This window comes from Helicobacter cholecystus (assembly GCF_003364215.1).
Taxonomy (GTDB): domain Bacteria; phylum Campylobacterota; class Campylobacteria; order Campylobacterales; family Helicobacteraceae; genus Helicobacter_G; species Helicobacter_G cholecystus.
This window is the reverse complement of record NZ_NXLU01000002.1, coordinates 233,849-250,584: the sequence shown is the minus strand read 5'-3', so window position 1 is coordinate 250,584 and position 16,736 is coordinate 233,849. Positions and strand designations below refer to the sequence as shown.

Sequence of the window (16,736 nt, the reverse complement as noted above, 5' to 3'; positions counted from 1 at the left end):
AAAATTATGCAATGAAAAGTTCTCATACTATTATCTCCCTTATTAAAGAAAAATCTCAATTCCAAAAGATTGGAGTCTTTGATGAGATCAATAAACTCATCTCATCACTCCCAATACAAATACGTAAGTATATAGCTTTTGGTTTTCAAAGAGGAGAAAATTTATATTTTGCTCTTAAAAATCCTGTAATTATCCAAGAATATAATACTTATCATTCTAGTCATATTCTTCATACTCTTTATGCTATGAAAGAGTTTTTTCCCAAAATCAGCAAAACTAAAAAAATTATCTTCTATTATCCTAAAGCTTTGAAAGAAAATACTCAAGGTAAATATTTTAAAGCCAGAAAAAATTATGCAATTTATAGTGAAAAAATAGAAATAATTTATATTCAAAGCTTTCCAGAACAAGCAAAGGGTGAATTTCTTAACCAAGCTACACATCCCAAGCTCTATAAACTATTTGAGCAAATTAGAAAGGCAATTTTACAAAAATGTCAATCCTCCAAACTCTAAAAACACTTCCTAAGCAAAGCGGAATTTATCAATATTATGATGAGAAAGGAAAGTTGCTTTATGTAGGAAAAGCAAAAAATTTATACAAACGAGTAAGAAGTTATTTTAAAGTTACAGATGCAAGCCCTAGCTCTAATCTTAGTCCAAGAATTCATAATATGGTCTTAAAAATTGCAAGTATTCAAACAATTGTCGTAAACAATGAAATAGATGCACTGATACTGGAAAATTCTTTGATTAAGCAACTTAAACCTCGTTATAACATTTTACTTAGAGATGATAAAACCTATCCTTACATTTATATTGATACAACCTCAGCATTTCCACGTCCTAAAATTACAAGAATTAAGCGAAAATCAAGCATATATTTTGGACCATTTTGCACTGGGAGTAAGGAAGTGCTAGAAAGTCTTTATGATATCGTGCCACTTGTGCAAAAAGAAGGATGCTTAAGAGAGAAAAAGGCCTGTTTATTCTATCAGATTCAAAAATGTAAAGCCCCTTGTGAGGGAAAAATTACCCAAGAGCAATACCAAAGTCTTCTTAACCTTGCAATTTCTTATCTTAAAGATAAGAAATCTCTTTTGGCAAGTCTTGAAGATAAAATGCTTAAACTTGCAGAACAAGAGAGATTTGAGGAAGCTATTACTTTAAGAGAAAGAATCAAAAAAATCTCCTCACTGACAATGCAATCAAGTATTGATTTACATTCTCCTGATGCGAATTGGGATATTTTTGCCATTGAACACAATCAAGATTTTGCCCTTCTACTTAAACTCTATATGAGAGAGGGAAGAATTATTTCAAGTGATTTTGAAAAAATTCCCTTGCATTCTCACATTCTTGATTGGGAGCAAAAACTCTCACTCTACCAACAAGCTTTGATTAATCACTATCAAAAAGAACTCCCCATTCCTCCAAAAGGATTGATTTTACCAGCAGAAATTAAGGAAGGAATAAGTGAATATTCCCAATGGCTTGCAGATAAAAAAATCAAACTCTACTTCCCCCAAAAAGGTAATAAAAAAGCACTGCTTGATCTTGCTTATAAAAATGCAAGGGAGATTTTAAAAATTCAAGATTGTGAATATGAGATTAAATTTGCCCTTAAAGAACTCTTTGTGCTTGAATATCTTCCGCAACGTATTGAAGTCTTTGATACAAGCCATCACTCAGGAGAGAATAATGTGGGAGGAATGATTGTTTATGATAATGGTGAGTTTGTTAAAAGCTCTTATAGACACTATCATTTGCAAGGGAGTGATGAATACTCTCAGATGCGAGAAATGCTTATCCGTAGAGCCAAAAATTTTGATCAAATTTCTCCTCCAGATTTGTGGCTTTTGGATGGGGGAAAAGCGCAAATTCATATTGCACAAGAGGTTTTAGAAAGTGCAGGGGTGAATATTGGAGTTATTGCAATTTCAAAAGAAAAATTAGATCATAAAGCCCATAGAGCTAAGGGGAGAGCAAGAGATATCTTAAGAGCATATATAGATGAAGAATGTAAAGAGTTTAGGCTTTTACCAAGTGATAAACGTTTGCATTTTTTTCAAAAGCTCAGAGATGAGGCTCATCGCTTTGCAATTACTTTCCATAGAAAAAGCAAAACAAAAAGCCTTATCCCCCAAAATTAATTTTTTGAGAATTGGTGGGGATTACCACTTTGTGCCGCAGTAAGATTGCCCTCTAAATCTATATCATAAGCTCCACCAAACCCTTTAACAAATCGTCCTTCTTTAAAATAAAGCTCAATAAGATGAAAATCTTTCATATTTTTTATACTTTTTAAGCCTCCTGCAGATGCATTAGATTCTTCAAATGCAGAAAAAATTTCTTCAAATTCAGCATCTTTTTGCTTAAATTCAACACTTGCCTTATATTTTAATCTTTTGCGCAAAATTACAGATTTTGCTTTGCATTCATCCTCCAAAAACAAAACTTCTAAAGCATTGGGATTTGCACGCAATGAAGCATAATGGTCTGCAACCTCACTAATATAGATAAAAAATCTTCCCTTATATTTAAGTAATGGTGCATAAGAAACAATAGGCAAATTTTCTTTAGAGAGTGTTGAGAGAATAATTGAGCCAAAGCTATTTCTAAACTCAAGCATTTCTTGCTTAACATCTTGATGAGGCATGGATGTACAAAGTGCAATAATGGCATCTTTTAATTCATCAGCACTCACCTCTTTTGCAAAATCTACCCTTATATTTTTACCATCACAGCAAATATCTAGTCCCTTTAGATCCACTGATGCAAGAGAGATTTCTTTGCATTCATTCACACCACCAAATCTTTTGGCTAATCCTATAAGCTCCTCTTTATGATGATCATTCATGTGAGAGATAATTCTTTCAATCATATTTATTCCTTTATCAAAAAAATTTATAAATTTACGTTTAAAATTATATCACACTAAATTATAAGAATAGTTATTATTTTTGATACTATTACAAAATAAAAATTTACAATAATAAGGAGTTTAAGTGAAAAAAATATTATTTTTACCCATGAGTCTTGCCTTTTCTCTTGAGCAAATAGAACTTCATACTGTTGAAGTCAATGGCATGCAATATAAGTTAGATGATCTTAATCGCAATGTCTATGTGATTGATTCTACACTCATCAAGAATAAGGGGTTTCAAGATACTAAATCCATTTTTTCCTCCCTCCCCTTTGTAACTTTCTCAGATTTTGGTTTGGGTGCCAATATTGATTTAAGAGGACAAGGAGCAAGCTCAAATGTCAATACTCAAATACTTTTTAATGGAATTTCTATGAATATGCTTGATTCTTCGCATGGTGTAACACCCCTAAATAGTATTTCTCCTGATGAAATAGAAAATATTGAAATTTTAGCTGGTGGTGGAGCTGTGATGTATGGAAATGGAACGCGTGGTGGAGTGGTGAATATCACTACAAAAAGGCGTTATGAAAAACTTTATTCTTCTCTTGGTACACAATACTCTTATTCTAATGGAAATCGTGTAAAACTGGATGCAAAAATTGCTGATAAAATTGCTGATAAATTTTATTACACAATTGGAGGGAATTATCAATATACTCAAGGATATCGGGATAAAGACAGTAGTCATTTAGGGAATATAAATACAAGTTTGACTTGGGATATTAACTCTTCAAATTCAATTTATACAGATTTTTCTTATTTTACAAGTTTGCAAAATACTACTCCACTTTTAAGATTTAGTGCTATCTCTTCTCCAAGTAAAAGTGATCGAGCAAAAGCTGGAAATGGGGAAATTATCAGTACACAAAATAGATATTCTCAAAGTATTGGATATGAGGCAAAATTTGGCAGTGATCATGCACTTGATCTTAAAGCTTTTTTTCATTATTACAAACTGGGTTATAAGAAGAATTTACAGATTATGGATTATAACTATGCAAAGTTTTTTCTCCAAGACACTCATATTTCACAAGATGGGAGTTCTTTTTTAGATGAAAAAATTGGACTTCAGGCCAAATACACCTATACCCATCATAATGGAGAGCTTATTGTGGGTGCAGAGAGTATTTATCAAAAAGGGGAGAGAAATTTAAAATTAGATATTAATTGGAATGGAAACATCGCTCTTCCTCCTAGTGGCTCATCACAAATTTCACTTACAGGGTATCATCATCTCATTAATACGCAAGTCAATGTATCTAAATGGATAAATTCTCTCTACCTTCTTGAACGCTATAACTTTAATAATGATTTTTCTCTCACAGGAGGGGCAAGATATGAACTAGCTTTATATGGAGGAGAAAGAGAGTTATATAATGATATGAATATCCAAATGGGAAAACCAATGCCATTCCCACCCTACTCTCTCTATAAGTCTATTTCTAGTCTTAGACACAACTATGCCTTAGAGGTTACTCCTAGATATGATTTTGGATTTGGAGATATCTATGGGAAATATGAGCGAGGCTTTAGATCCCCTAATCCTGACAATCTCACCTCAAGAAACGGAAGCGGAAGTAAAAGTGAATATCTAGATACCAATATTAAGTCCGAAACATTTGATACCTTTGAATTAGGGGCAAAGTTTTTTGTCAATGAATATGCAATGTTTTTTATGACAGGTTTTTATACTCTTACTCATGATGAAATCTACACTCTTGGAAGTGCACATACAGGAAACGGATTTAAGGTGGGCAACTACAAACTCACTCAAAGAGCAGGAGTAGAGCTTGCAAGTGAGCAGAATTTTTTAGATGGAATACTAAGTTTTGCACAAAGTTTTTCCTACATCGATGCAAGAATTTTAGAGAGTGGAATTGAAAGTATTGCTAAGGGCTCAATCATTCCCTATGTGAGTAAATATAAAGCCACACTTTCAGCAAATTATCGCTTTGTGGAGCATTGGAATCTTTGGATTTCTAGCTCATTTGTTGGAACACAGAGAGATACTGCCCAAAATACTATTCCTGCATACAATCTTACTGATATTGGAATGGATTTTACCTATGAAGGATTTTCTTTGAGTTTTGGGGTGAGAAATGTGGCCGATACACTTTATTATAGTTTCTACAACAAGGACAAGAGTGATGAAGTTACAGGGTATGCATTTTTAATTGCAGAGGGGAGAAGCTATTTTATCAATGGACGCTATAAGTTTTAAGGAGGGGGTATGGAGGCAATTTTACAAAAACTTGAGCTTTATGGGTATGTCATTTTGTTTTTCTCCTCTTTTGGAGGATCATTTTTAGGTATTGTAAGTGCAGGAATTCTCTCTTCACTTGGAAAACTTGATTTATTTTTAAGTATTCTTATTGCTTCTTGTGGAAATATCTGTGGAAGCATGATTTTGGCCTATATTTCAAGATGCAATAAACATTTTTTTAGATCTTCAAAATGGAAAAGAAAAACTCTTATTGTTTCTCTTTGGTTTAGAAAATATGGCGTCAGTGTTTTTTTATTGAGTAAATATATTTATGCAATTAAAAGCCTTGTGCCTATTGCTATAGGATTGAGCTCATATCCTTTGTGGAAGTTTTGGTTATGGAATAGTTTTTCATCCCTATTTTGGGGGATTATTATGGGCTGTATAGGTTTCTTCGCTTCAAATGCAATCTTACAACTTTTACAAGATCAATGGGGATATATTTTAGGCTCAATTATCGTATGTGCGGTGTTTATAGGGATTTTATTATTTAAAAGCAAAACAAGAAAAAAGGAGATTGCAAAATAGGTTTTCAAACTTTAAAAGTTTGAAAACCTAGGACTTAAAATCTTAAGTAATTCACTTTAAACCTAAAACAATGCCGCTCTTATCATTTAATCATTCTCCTATCTTTTGCAATAATTCCCTCCACCCCTTACATTTCTTTTATAAAATATTTATAAGGAGAGCAGCTGTAATCAATCCCAATTCTAGGGTGAGAGGAATTTTGTTGAAGAAGAGATTGAATCGTCCCTGAAATCTTTACTTTAGATGAGTTTTTGGTTTGATTATGATTTTGAGAATAAAGGGGATACGCAAGAATATATGCTTCTACAAGCTCTGCGTGTGTCATTGGCTTCTTATGGTTTTTTAATATTTCATAACATCTGTCTTTAATTGTCATTTAACCTCTCTCCTATACTCCCCGCTCTTTCCCCCACTCTTAAAATCCAGTGCAATATCTGAGATTTTCATTCCCTTATCAATCGCTTTGAGCATATCATAGATTGTAAGAAGTCCAATGGATACACTTGTCAGTGCTTCCATTTCAATCCCTGTTTTTCCATCACATTTGAGTGTGGCTTTTAGAGTGATTGCGTATTTGCTTTCATCATAATCTGCCTCAACATCCACAGAGTGAATTGCAATAGGGTGACACATTGGAATAAGTTCACTTGTTTTTTTAGCCCCCATAATACTTGCAATAATTGCTGTTTGAATCACGGGTCCTTTTTTAGCTGTTTGATTAAGAAGTGCTTCATAAGCCTCTTTGCTCATTGTAATCGTTCCACTTGCACTAGCCACTCTATGTGTATTTTGCTTCTCTCCCACATCAACCATTGTGGGATGATTATTTTTGTTAATATGTGTGAGCTTCATCTTTTCTCCTTTATTTTACTTTGGGACGGAAAACTTTAATATGCTCTTCATTTCCTTGAATATAAGCCCCACCGATTAGATCAATACAGTAAGGGATTGCTGGAAACACTGCCTCTAAACACTCTCTAATACTCTTTGGTTTTCCAGGAAGATTGACAATGAGGCTTTTTCCTCTAATTCCTGCACTTTGGCGTGAAAGAATTGCTGTAGGGACATGTTGAAGGCTTGTTGCCCTCATTAGTTCTCCAAATCCGGGCATCATTTTTTCACATACAGCTTGTGTTGCTTCTGGAGTCACATCTCTGGGTGCAGGTCCTGTCCCTCCTGTAGTTACAATCAAATCGCATCCATCAAGATCACTCATTCTCTTCATCATCGCTACAATGTTGTCATAATCATCAGCAATCACCTCATAATAATATTTCCACTCATTGGCGATGAATTGACTTAATACTTCAATGATCGCCTTACCCGAAATATCCTCATAAACTCCGCTACTTGCTCTATCGCTCGCAACAATAATTCCAACTTTTATCATTTTTCATCCTTAATGTGTAAATTAATCCATTCTAAAATTTGGGAGATATTATCTAAATCCAATACATTCTCTCCAACTTTGGCAATATTTTTGAGCGCAAAAGCTTTTACCCCTTCTTCATAGCCTTGCTCAATCCTCTCACGTGCAACTAAAATTTTTTCAAATTCCTTTAAATCCCTCAATCCCTCAATGAATATATAATCCCACTCCTTAAGAAAGGGGGTTATAATCTGCTGGAGAGTGGGAGAGGAATTTTGAATCATTATAATTGTTTTATTTGGAGAATACACGGCCACATCCGCTCCACTCTGAAAAAAACGATAACTATCCTTTCCCTCCGTATCAAACTTAGCCTTATCTTTGGGATCGTGTTTAAGAATAAAAACCTTTTTTTCTTTTTGCCTCAATAATAAGGAGAGTTTTTCTATTAAAGTGGTCTTGCCACTATTACTTATTCCACAAAATCCTACAACTCTTGCCATCTAGCCTAAAATCCCAGAATATTTGAGTGTGTAACTTCTCTCTTTGGCATAAATTCTCTCGCCATTTTTTAAATCGTATTTCCAAATTGGGGCATTATGTTTAAAATCCTCTATAAACTCTGCATATAACTCCAAGGTAATCTTGCGATTTGAGGAGAGAATGGCACTCATATAAGAACTTTCACCATTAGGGACATCACCAATTGAGTGAGCCATACATATAATAATTTTTTTTTCCTTTGCCCTATTTTCCCATTGATTAAACCATTGTTTTAATAAAGGTTTATAAATATCAAAACTTAATCCATCAATTCCATTTTCTCTTCGTACAACCCCTGTAAAAATACAACATGCACCAAAATTGTTTTCTCTCGCCATTCTTTCCCATTTTATGTAAATCTCACTTGTAGGGACTGCCCCATTAAAAAGCTCCAACATCAATAAACCTTTATAAGAAATGTAATTATGAATTATATATAATATTTCTTTTTGATTTTTCTATCAACACTTTAGACATTAAAAGGAGAAAGGATGAAAACTCATATTTTTACGCTTTGTTCAGGAGTATTATTATTTTTAGGATGTGCGCAAAAAGAAATTGTCTTCACACAAGAGAAACTTTGCCAAGCACCGATTGCTTCAATTATATTGCAAAATATTGTCAAAAAAGAAGGGAATGCGACAATTTCTCAAGGGGAATTTAAAGATTATGTGCTTGAAGTGATCAATACGACAAATTGCCTCGAAATTGTCACTGAAGCTCAAGAAAATACCTATGCATTGAATGTAACTTATGATCTTAAAATCAATAATACTATTGATAAACAAATTTTAAGTTCAGAGAATACGCACACTCTTAATGCACAAGTCACACTCAGTATCAGTAACGATAAACAAATCCGACAAGAAGTAGGACAATCAAGCATTGAAGTAAAAGATAAAGAAATTTTAGGACTAGGAGGAAAGGATAAAATCTCAAGAAAGGATGAGATTAATGCTCTGAAAAATTCTTTACTTCTGGCACTCAAAAGCTTTATTTCTACCCTCCAATCAAACTAAGAAAACCTCTTTCTTGGTTTTGTAACATTCCCTCTTTTTCCTTTCACCTTTAATAAAAAAGAATTTTGATAAAACTCGTTGATTGTTTGTTTTCTTCCTACAATTAGTTTTTGATAAAATAAACAAAACTTCAAAAAAGGAGTTAAAATGAAAGTTTTATTGATTGAAGATATTTCTTCACTTGGAAAAAAGGGAGAAGTTGTAGAAGTTAAAGATGGGTATGGTCAAAATTTTTTAATTGCAAAGGGTAAAGCTAAATTAGCAACAAATGAAGTTCTTAACCGATATAAAGCTGAGCAAAAAAACAAACAAGAGCAACTTGCTTTGGAGCAAAATCAAAGAGAAGCATTGGCAAAAACTCTTAAAGATATCAAAGTGATCATCAGTAAAAAAAGTGGTGAAAATGGCGTTCTCTTTGGAGCGATTACAAAAGATGAAATCGCTCAAACACTCCAAAATTCTCATAAGATTGAGATTGATAAAAAACACATTGAGCTAGATTCTCAAATCAAGCACATAGGCGAGTATGAAATCTCAGCAAATCTTGGAAATGGAATCCATGCAAATTTTATGCTTATTGTTGAAGGAGAGTAGGAGTGTTTGAAGCAACAACGATACTTGGCTATTGTGGAGAATTTGAAGGTAAACGTTATGCAATTATTGGTGGAGATGGGCAGGTCACTTTTGGAAATTGTGTTTTAAAGGGAAATGCCACAAAAATCCGCACACTCTATAATGGAAAAATTTTAAGTGGCTTTGCAGGAAGTACGGCGGATGCCTTTCAACTTTTTGATATGTTTGAAAGAATTTTAGAAGCCAAAAAAGGAGATTTACTCAAAAGTATCATTGATTTTGCTAAAGAGTGGAGAAAGGATCGTTATCTTCGCAAACTTGAAGCAATGATGATTGTGTTGGATAAGGAGCATATCTATATTTTAAGTGGGACAGGTGATGTTGTAGAACCTGAAGATGGAAAAATTGCAGCTATTGGAAGTGGAGGAAATTATGCGCTGAGTTCAGCTAGAGCACTAGACCGCTTTGCTTCACTCCACCCCAAAGAGCTTGTTAGACACTCTTTGCAGATTGCAGGTGAGTTGTGCATCTACACAAATACAAATATTAAAATCTTGGAGTTAGAATGAAAGAGCAAAATTTAACCCCTCCTCAAATTGTTCAATATCTTGATGAATACATTGTTGGACAAAAAGATGCAAAAAAGATTATTGCTATTGCTTTGAGAAATCGTTATCGTAGATTCTTGCTTCCTAAAGATATGCAAGAAGAAATTACGCCTAAAAATATCTTAATGATTGGTTCTACTGGGGTTGGAAAAACAGAAATTGCAAGGCGAATGGCAAAAATACTTAAACTCCCCTTCATCAAAGTAGAAGCTAGTAAATACACAGAGGTGGGATTTGTAGGACGGGACGTGGAATCCATGATTAGAGATCTTGTGAGAGTTTCATACAATCTAGTCCAACAAGAGCTTCAAGAAAGTAATCAAGAAAAAATCCAAGACTATATTAATGAAAAAATTACTCAAAAACTTCTTCCCCCTCTTCCAAATGGTGCGACAGAAGAAAAGAAAAGAGATTATGATATTAGCTTTTTGACGATGAAGCAAAGAGTGCAAAAAGGAGAAGTTGATCATCTTAAGGTTGAAATCCAGATTATGAAAAAAAGTGATTTCTCAGACCTTGATCTTCCTCCAGAGATGCTTAAAGCTCAAGAATCGATTGTAAAAATCATTGCCCCTAACCAAAGCATCAAAAAAGAATTAAGTGTTAAAGAAGCTAAGGAAATTCTTAAAAATGAAGCAATAGAGCAAACGCTCGATCAAGAAAGTATCAAATCCCAAGCCCTTAGACGAGCTGAAGAAGGGGGGATTATTTTTATTGATGAGATTGACAAAATTGCTGTGGGAAATAAAGATGGCTCAAGAAATGATCCGAGCAAGGAAGGAGTTCAAAGAGATTTACTTCCTATTGTCGAAGGGTGTAGCGTGCATACAAAATATGGTCAAATTAAAACTGATCATATTCTATTTATCTCAGCAGGTGCATTTCATTTAAGCAAGCCTAGTGATCTTATCCCTGAACTTCAAGGAAGATTTCCCTTACGTGTAGAACTTGACAGTTTGAGCGAAGAAGCAATGGTGCAAATTCTTACAAAAACCAAAAACTCCATTCTTAAACAATACCAAGTCCTCCTAGAAACCGAGGGAGTCAAACTTGAATTTAGCGATGAGGCAATTAGAGAATTAGCACACCTCTCGCTTAATGCCAATCAAAAAGCTGAAGATATTGGAGCAAGACGTTTGCATACAACGATTGAAAAAGTCCTAGAAGAAATTAGCTTTAGTGCCCATGAACACAAGGGAGAAACCATTATTATTACTCAAGAACTGGTAAGAGAAAAACTGCAACATCTAGTTGATAATGTAGATTTAGCGAGATATATCCTTTAATGAGTAAATCTGGATTTGTAGCTACTTTAGGACGACCTAATGCAGGGAAATCTACCTTGCTTAATTTTCTTTGTGGGCAAAATCTAGCCCTAGTTTCTCATAAAGCAAATGCTACAAGAAAAAGAATGAATTTCATTATTAATCACACAATGGATGATGGAGAGATTTCACAAATCATCTTTGTGGATACTCCTGGGATTCATAAACAAGAAAAACTTCTCAATCAATTCATGCTCCAAGAAGCTCTTAGAGCGATGGGAGATTGTGATCTCAATCTTTTCTTAGCACCTGCATATGATGATCTTAAATTTTATGAAGAGTTTTTGGAGCTTTCAAAGAGTAAGCCTCATATTTTATTACTCACTCAATGCGACAAGGTTAGCAAAGAGGTGATTTTAAAAAAAATGGCTGAATATCAAAAGTTTGAAAATAAGTTTTTAGCCCTTATCCCTACAGAATGTAAGGGGTCATTTTATCCAAAGGAGCTTCTTGAGTGTATTTCAAAGCATCTCCCCTCCTCCCCTCCTCTTTATGATGAGGAGATTCTTACAACAAGTAATATGCGAGAAATTTACAAAGAAATTATTAGAGAAAGCTTATTTGAAAATCTTAGTGATGAAATTCCCTATGAGAGTGATGTAGTGATTGAAAAATTTATTGAAACACCTAATCTTAATAAAATTTATGCAAAAATTATTGTTGAAAAAGAAAGTCAAAAAGCAATGATTATTGGCAAAGAAGCAAAGACAATAAAACGCATAGGTAAAAATGCTCGACTTAAGCTAGAATCTCTTGAAGAAAAAAAAATATTCCTCAAACTTAATGTTTTTGCACAAAAAAATTGGAGTAAAACCAAAGAAGGGCTTAAAAAAATTGGATACGATTTTGATTTTTAAAATTATACAGTGGAGTAAACAGTGAAAAAATTAGCAATAGTTGCCTCAATTCTTTCATTAACTTATGCAAGTGATTTTGCAGATAAGGCATTAGAGGAAATTGTGAAACAATACCGACAATCCGGATTGCAACAAGTAGAAAATAGTATTCAAATGCTTCTTACTCAAAAACAATATTGGCTTGTGGCACTTAAAAATCAAGATGTAAGTTATGGGTATTATGAAAATTCGCATTTTCTTTTTATTGCAAATAAAGGTATCCCCAATCTTACGCTCTATAAGATTGATAATGGGCAATTTACACAAATTGGGATTGCAAATGCACTTGTTGGATCAGGAAAAGGAGATAAAAAAGTAAGTGGAGATCTTACAACACCTATTGGAGTTTATAACCTCTTAAATAAGCTCACCAAACTCGATCAATATTATGGACCTATGGCATTTGTTACTTCTTATCCTAATGCTTATGATAAATCTCTTAAAAAAACAGGGTATGGAATTTGGATTCATGGAATGCCCCTTAATGGTAATCGTGATGAACTCAATACAAAAGGTTGCATTGCTATTGAAAATGATATCATTACAAAATATGATAAGCAAATCAAATACAGCAATACTCTACTGATCACTTATGAAAATAATTTTATTCCTGCAACAAAAGATGAAATTGCCTCAATCCTTGCAGGACTTTTTTCTTGGAAAGAAGCTTGGCAAAAAGGTGATTTTCAAACTTATATTTCATACTATAATCCAGAATTTAAAAAATCCAATGGTGTTAAATACGAAAAATACAAGGCATATAAAGAACGAATCTTTGCAAAAAAAGAAATCAAGCAAATCAATCTTTCAAAAATTGATATTACTCCTTATCCTAATGCAGAGAATAAAAGACTATTTAAGGTCAGCTTTGATCAATCATATGCAGCTTTTAATGGTGAAAAATTAACTTATCGTTCAAATGATAGAAAAGAACTCTATATTCTCCTAGATACACAAAATAATTTTTCAATTCTATTAGAAGAATAGTTTTTAGATAGATTACTCCATTTTATTATTTGTTAAGACATTTTTTACATTTGACAAAGAGTTTCATATCATGGCTAATAAGTTTTGCACCATATTTTTTTGCTACTTCTAATTGTAAATCTTCAATCTCTTGATTGACAAATTCAACAATCTCTCCACATTCAAGACAAATAATATGATCGTGGTGAGATTTTGCAGCAATCTCATAGCGTTTCCCACTTTTATCTGTTTTAAGTCCACAAATAAAATCTTCATTTTCAAGAAAACTCAGGATTCTATATACAGAAGATAGAGAGGCATTTTTATCTGTGACTTTAATTTGCTGAGCAACTTCTTCTGGACTGAGATGTCTTCCACTCTTATAGATGACTGCTAAAACCTTTTCTCTTTGTTTGGAATTTTTCAATCCCTTATCTCGAATATTTTTTCGTAATCGCTCAAGAATTGCATTTAATGTTTCTAGTCGATTTTGCATACCTCTGCCTTTGATGTGTATTTTTATATTACAAATTGTATCAAACAATCTCACTATAATTCTTATTTTGAGAAAATATCTCTAAAGATAAGGATTTGATTTGTTTTATACAAAAGAATTAGAAATTATGCAAAAGGCTGGAATTATTAGAAAAAAACAAATCTATCCTTCCTCTCTGCTTGATTATGCTTCAAATGATTATTTGGGTTTATCTACCCATCATTCCCTTTTACAACAAGCTTATCTTAAATTATCTTCCTATCCCTATCACTCACCCATTGCCTCGCAAGCCATTAATGGCTATCATCCTATTCATGAGGAATTTGAAGAATTTTTAAAAAATTATTTTGGTTTTATGAGTGCCACTCTTTTTGGGAGCGGTTTTTTGGCAAATCTTGCACTCTTTGAGACACTTGTGAGAAAAGGGGATGTAATCTTTGTTGATGAGCTCTATCATGCAAGTGGCAAACTTTCTGCAAAATTACTTCATTCTCAAGTTGTATTCTTTTCACATAATAATATATTGGATTTAAAAGATAAAATTGAAAAAACCCCATGCAAGAATCGCCGTCTTATTGCTATTGAAGGGGTGTACTCTATGGATGGAGATCTTGCAAAAAAAGAGTTTTATACTCTTGCGCATCACTATGATGCATTGCTTATTATTGATGAGGCACATAGCAGTGGTGTCTTGGGTGACAATCTTAAGGGGTATCTTGATTACTATAATCTCCCCGTCACTCCTAATATTGTTAAAATGGGTACACTCAGTAAGGCATATGGAAGCTATGGAGCATTTGTTTTAGGAGAAAAAAGTGTGGTTGATTTTTTATTTACAAAGGCTAAAAGCTCAATTTATACAACAGCTCCTTCACTTTTTGATATTGCACTTGCTCATTGTAATCTTACTTATATTGCTCAAAATACTGCTTCTCTTCTTGTGCAACTTAAGGAACAAAAAGAAGCCCTTTCCCCTCTTATACATACTCAAAGCCAACTTGCAATTTTGCCCTATACCTCACAAAAACAGATGCTTCTTCATACACATTTTCTTCTTGATCAAGGATATCTTATAGGCTCTATTAGAAAGCCCACTAGCCAAACCCCTCGCATACGCATTAGTCTAAATATTAAAAACAATAAAAAGCAATCACAAAAATTATGTAAAATACTTCAAAACTTTGATAAATAGGTGCTTTTATGTTTATTAAGATTAGAAAAATCTTTCTTATTTCTCTTGTAATTTTTACGCTTATTATTTGTGCATATATCATTCGAATCTTTTTTACTCTTTCTGAAAGTTTAGAAAAAATTACTCATTACCAACCAGAGCTTGCTACACAAATCTTTGATAGAAAAGGAAGGCTAATTGCCAATGTTTTTGATAAGGAATTACGTTTTTATGTAAAATTTGATGAAATTCCTCCTAGAATGATTGAAGCACTTCTAGCTGTAGAAGATACTCTTTTTTTTGAACATAATGGAATTAATTTTGATGCAATCTCAAGAGCAATGATTAAAAATATCATTGCAAGAAAATATCTTGAAGGAGGAAGCACACTGACTCAACAACTTGTTAAAAATATCGCTCTTACACGTGACAAGACTCTTGATAGAAAACTTAAAGAAGCGATCCTCTCCTATCAAGTTGAAAGAAATTTGAGCAAAGAAGAGATTTTAGAGCGTTACTTTAATGAAACATTTTTTGGCCATGGTTATTATGGAATTAAAGCAGCTGCGCAGGGCTACTTTAAGAAGTCTTTAGAAGCTCTCTCACTTAAAGAGATTGCGATGCTTGTAGGATTGCCAAGAGCACCTAGTTTTTATGATCCTACACGTAATTATGAATTTTCTCTTTCAAGGGCAAATAATATTTTAGAAAGAATGAAGGTTTTAGGTTGGATCTCACAAGAAGAATACCTTGCAAGCATTGCGCAAGCCCCAGAAGTATATTCTCAATCCCTAACCCAAAATAAAGCTCCCTATGTAGTAGATGAAGTTTTACGACAACTTAGTTATATCCCTAATCTCAAAAGTAAAGGCTATAGAATCTATCTTAATATTGATCTAGACTACCAAGAGATTGCACAAGAAGCGGTGATTTATGGATACAATCGTGTTCTTGAACGTATCCAATCTCGCCAAAAAAACAAATCCCAAGAAAAAATACAAGATCAAACACTCAATGGTGCAATGGTTGTTACAGAGAGTAAGAGTGGAAAAATTCTTGCTCTTATAGGTGGAGTAGATCATTCCAAGAGCTCCTTTAATCGTGCAACTCAATCTAAGCGTCAGTTTGGAAGTTCAATTAAGCCTTTTATCTATCAAATTGCTTTTGATAATGGTTATTCTCCTGCTAGCCAAGTCCCTGATGTGGCAAGAAGTTATAGCAAATCCTTTGATAGGCAATCCACACAAATTCGTGAACAACAAGATGTTGAAAATATGGAAGAGCCAGAGTATTGGAGACCTAAGAATTTCACTTCAAGTTTTAATGGTGTTGTCACATTGAAAACTGCACTGATTAAATCCCTCAATCTTGCAACAATCAATCTTGTAGAAATGATTGGATTTGAAAAAATTTATAGTGATTTTGAAAAATTTGGTTTTGAAGATATACCAAAAGATATGTCTATTGTTCTTGGAAGTCTTAGTCTAAGTCCACTGAGTGCTGCTGAGGAATTTTCAATCTTTAGTAATCAAGGCACACTTGTCCATCCTTACCTTGTCAATCAAATCATTGATACTCAAGGTAATATCACCTATTTTCAAACTCAAGAAGAGCTCATTACCAGTAAAGATCAAGCATTTTTGATGACAAGCATCTTACAAGAGGCAATCAATAAAGGAACAGGACGTCAAGCTAAGGTTAAGGGCATTACACTAGCAGGCAAAACTGGAACAAGTAATGAAAATATTGATGCATGGTTTTGTGGATATTCTCCAAGCTTACAAGTGATTATTTGGTATGGAAGGGATGATAATACACCGATTGGAAAATATGAATCAGGCGGAGTTGTTGCGTCGGCTCCCTTTGCATATTTTTTCAAACAAGTTTTAAAAATTGATCCAGGACTTAAGAGAAATTTTGAAATTCCAAGTGGTATAAAAAAGAAAAATATTAAAGGCGAAAACTATTATTACACAGACATTTCCAATCCTTCTAACTCAAATAAATTGGAAAATATTCAACAAAAACCTATTTTTTAGAGCATGACTTAA

At 33.4% G+C, this 16,736-nt stretch carries 19 protein-coding genes; 12 read left to right on the top strand and 7 right to left on the bottom strand.

Going from position 1 to position 16,736, the window contains the following annotated elements; genetic code table 11:
• Positions 1 to 11: 11 nt before the first annotated feature.
• Together CQA62_RS03045 and uvrC are read left to right on the top strand one after the other, a co-directional pair.
• The gene (locus CQA62_RS03045) at positions 12 to 515 is read left to right on the top strand and encodes a hypothetical protein (RefSeq protein ID WP_104724334.1); all 504 of its coding nucleotides are present in this window, start codon (positions 12 to 14) and stop codon (positions 513 to 515) included.
• Positions 494 to 2,152 (top strand): excinuclease ABC subunit UvrC, encoded by a 1,659-nt coding sequence (uvrC, locus tag CQA62_RS03040; protein WP_104724336.1) that lies wholly within the window; start codon positions 494 to 496, stop codon positions 2,150 to 2,152. The genes CQA62_RS03045 and uvrC overlap by 22 nt, the downstream gene beginning before the upstream one ends.
• Here the strand turns inward: uvrC and CQA62_RS03035 are convergent.
• A complete protein-coding gene (locus CQA62_RS03035; RefSeq protein WP_104724338.1) occupies positions 2,149 to 2,883 on the bottom strand; it encodes a HugZ family heme oxygenase in 735 nt (244 codons plus the stop codon). The genes uvrC and CQA62_RS03035 overlap by 4 nt on opposite strands.
• 124 nt (positions 2,884 to 3,007) lie before the next feature.
• On the opposite strand from CQA62_RS03035, the gene CQA62_RS03030 reads away from it, so the two are divergent.
• A complete protein-coding gene (locus tag CQA62_RS03030) occupies positions 3,008 to 5,149 on the top strand; it encodes a TonB-dependent receptor (protein WP_104724340.1) in 2,142 nt (713 codons plus the stop codon).
• Between the two features lie 9 nt (positions 5,150 to 5,158).
• Positions 5,159 to 5,719 carry a DedA family protein gene (locus tag CQA62_RS03025; RefSeq protein ID WP_104724342.1) on the top strand — a complete coding sequence of 187 codons (561 nt, stop codon included), beginning with the start codon at positions 5,159 to 5,161 and terminating at the stop codon, positions 5,717 to 5,719.
• Positions 5,720 to 5,846: 127 nt separating this feature from the next.
• On the opposite strand, the gene CQA62_RS03020 is transcribed toward CQA62_RS03025, so the two are convergent.
• From CQA62_RS03020 to CQA62_RS03000, 5 genes are read right to left on the bottom strand one after another with little or no spacing between them, the layout of a single operon-like run.
• Positions 5,847 to 6,095 carry an HTH domain-containing protein gene (locus CQA62_RS03020; RefSeq protein ID WP_104724344.1) on the bottom strand — a complete coding sequence of 83 codons (249 nt, stop codon included), beginning with the start codon at positions 6,093 to 6,095 and terminating at the stop codon, positions 5,847 to 5,849.
• A complete protein-coding gene (moaC, locus tag CQA62_RS03015; protein ID WP_104724346.1) occupies positions 6,092 to 6,571 on the bottom strand; it encodes a cyclic pyranopterin monophosphate synthase MoaC in 480 nt (159 codons plus the stop codon). The genes CQA62_RS03020 and moaC overlap by 4 nt, the downstream gene beginning before the upstream one ends.
• A 10-nt stretch (positions 6,572 to 6,581) precedes the next feature.
• Positions 6,582 to 7,109 (bottom strand): molybdopterin adenylyltransferase, encoded by a 528-nt coding sequence (gene mog, locus CQA62_RS03010; RefSeq protein ID WP_104724348.1) that lies wholly within the window; start codon positions 7,107 to 7,109, stop codon positions 6,582 to 6,584.
• Complete coding sequence (gene mobB / locus CQA62_RS03005; protein ID WP_104724350.1) at positions 7,106 to 7,591, bottom strand: molybdopterin-guanine dinucleotide biosynthesis protein B; 486 nt, start codon at positions 7,589 to 7,591, stop codon at positions 7,106 to 7,108. Before mobB ends, mog begins: the two co-directional genes overlap by 4 nt.
• Positions 7,592 to 8,029: a molybdopterin synthase catalytic subunit gene (locus CQA62_RS03000; RefSeq protein ID WP_104724352.1), complete on the bottom strand. Its 438-nt coding sequence runs from the start codon at positions 8,027 to 8,029 to the stop codon at positions 7,592 to 7,594.
• A 93-nt stretch (positions 8,030 to 8,122) separates the two neighbouring features.
• On the opposite strand from CQA62_RS03000, the gene CQA62_RS02995 reads away from it, so the two are divergent.
• The 6 genes from CQA62_RS02995 to CQA62_RS02970 all read left to right on the top strand — a co-directional run bounded on the left by CQA62_RS02995 (position 8,123) and on the right by CQA62_RS02970 (position 13,039).
• Positions 8,123 to 8,650 carry a hypothetical protein gene (locus CQA62_RS02995; RefSeq protein ID WP_104724354.1) on the top strand — a complete coding sequence of 176 codons (528 nt, stop codon included), beginning with the start codon at positions 8,123 to 8,125 and terminating at the stop codon, positions 8,648 to 8,650.
• Positions 8,651 to 8,797: 147 nt separating this feature from the next.
• On the top strand, positions 8,798 to 9,244 hold the full coding sequence (gene rplI / locus CQA62_RS02990; protein WP_104724356.1) for a 50S ribosomal protein L9: 447 nt from the start codon (positions 8,798 to 8,800) through the stop codon (positions 9,242 to 9,244).
• A 2-nt stretch (positions 9,245 to 9,246) separates the two neighbouring features.
• Positions 9,247 to 9,792 (top strand): ATP-dependent protease subunit HslV, encoded by a 546-nt coding sequence (hslV, locus tag CQA62_RS02985; RefSeq protein ID WP_104724358.1) that lies wholly within the window; start codon positions 9,247 to 9,249, stop codon positions 9,790 to 9,792.
• Positions 9,789 to 11,117 (top strand): ATP-dependent protease ATPase subunit HslU, encoded by a 1,329-nt coding sequence (hslU, locus tag CQA62_RS02980; protein WP_104724360.1) that lies wholly within the window; start codon positions 9,789 to 9,791, stop codon positions 11,115 to 11,117. Before hslV ends, hslU begins: the two co-directional genes overlap by 4 nt.
• On the top strand, positions 11,117 to 12,013 hold the full coding sequence (gene era, locus CQA62_RS02975; RefSeq protein ID WP_104724362.1) for a GTPase Era: 897 nt from the start codon (positions 11,117 to 11,119) through the stop codon (positions 12,011 to 12,013). Before hslU ends, era begins: the two co-directional genes overlap by 1 nt.
• Before the next feature lie 21 nt (positions 12,014 to 12,034).
• Positions 12,035 to 13,039, top strand: a complete 1,005-nt coding sequence (locus CQA62_RS02970) for a L,D-transpeptidase Cds6 family protein (RefSeq protein WP_408609837.1) — start codon at positions 12,035 to 12,037, stop codon at positions 13,037 to 13,039.
• A gap of 25 nt (positions 13,040 to 13,064) precedes the next feature.
• Here the strand turns inward: CQA62_RS02970 and fur are convergent, their stop codons facing one another.
• Positions 13,065 to 13,514 carry a ferric iron uptake transcriptional regulator gene (fur, locus tag CQA62_RS02965; RefSeq protein ID WP_104724364.1) on the bottom strand — a complete coding sequence of 150 codons (450 nt, stop codon included), beginning with the start codon at positions 13,512 to 13,514 and terminating at the stop codon, positions 13,065 to 13,067.
• 100 nt (positions 13,515 to 13,614) lie between these two features.
• On the opposite strand from fur, the gene CQA62_RS02960 reads away from it, so the two are divergent.
• Positions 13,615 to 14,706: an aminotransferase class I/II-fold pyridoxal phosphate-dependent enzyme gene (locus CQA62_RS02960; protein WP_104724366.1), complete on the top strand. Its 1,092-nt coding sequence runs from the start codon at positions 13,615 to 13,617 to the stop codon at positions 14,704 to 14,706.
• A gap of 8 nt (positions 14,707 to 14,714) precedes the next feature.
• A complete protein-coding gene (locus tag CQA62_RS02955; RefSeq protein WP_104724368.1) occupies positions 14,715 to 16,724 on the top strand; it encodes a transglycosylase domain-containing protein in 2,010 nt (669 codons plus the stop codon).
• Positions 16,725 to 16,736: the final 12 nt, after the last annotated feature.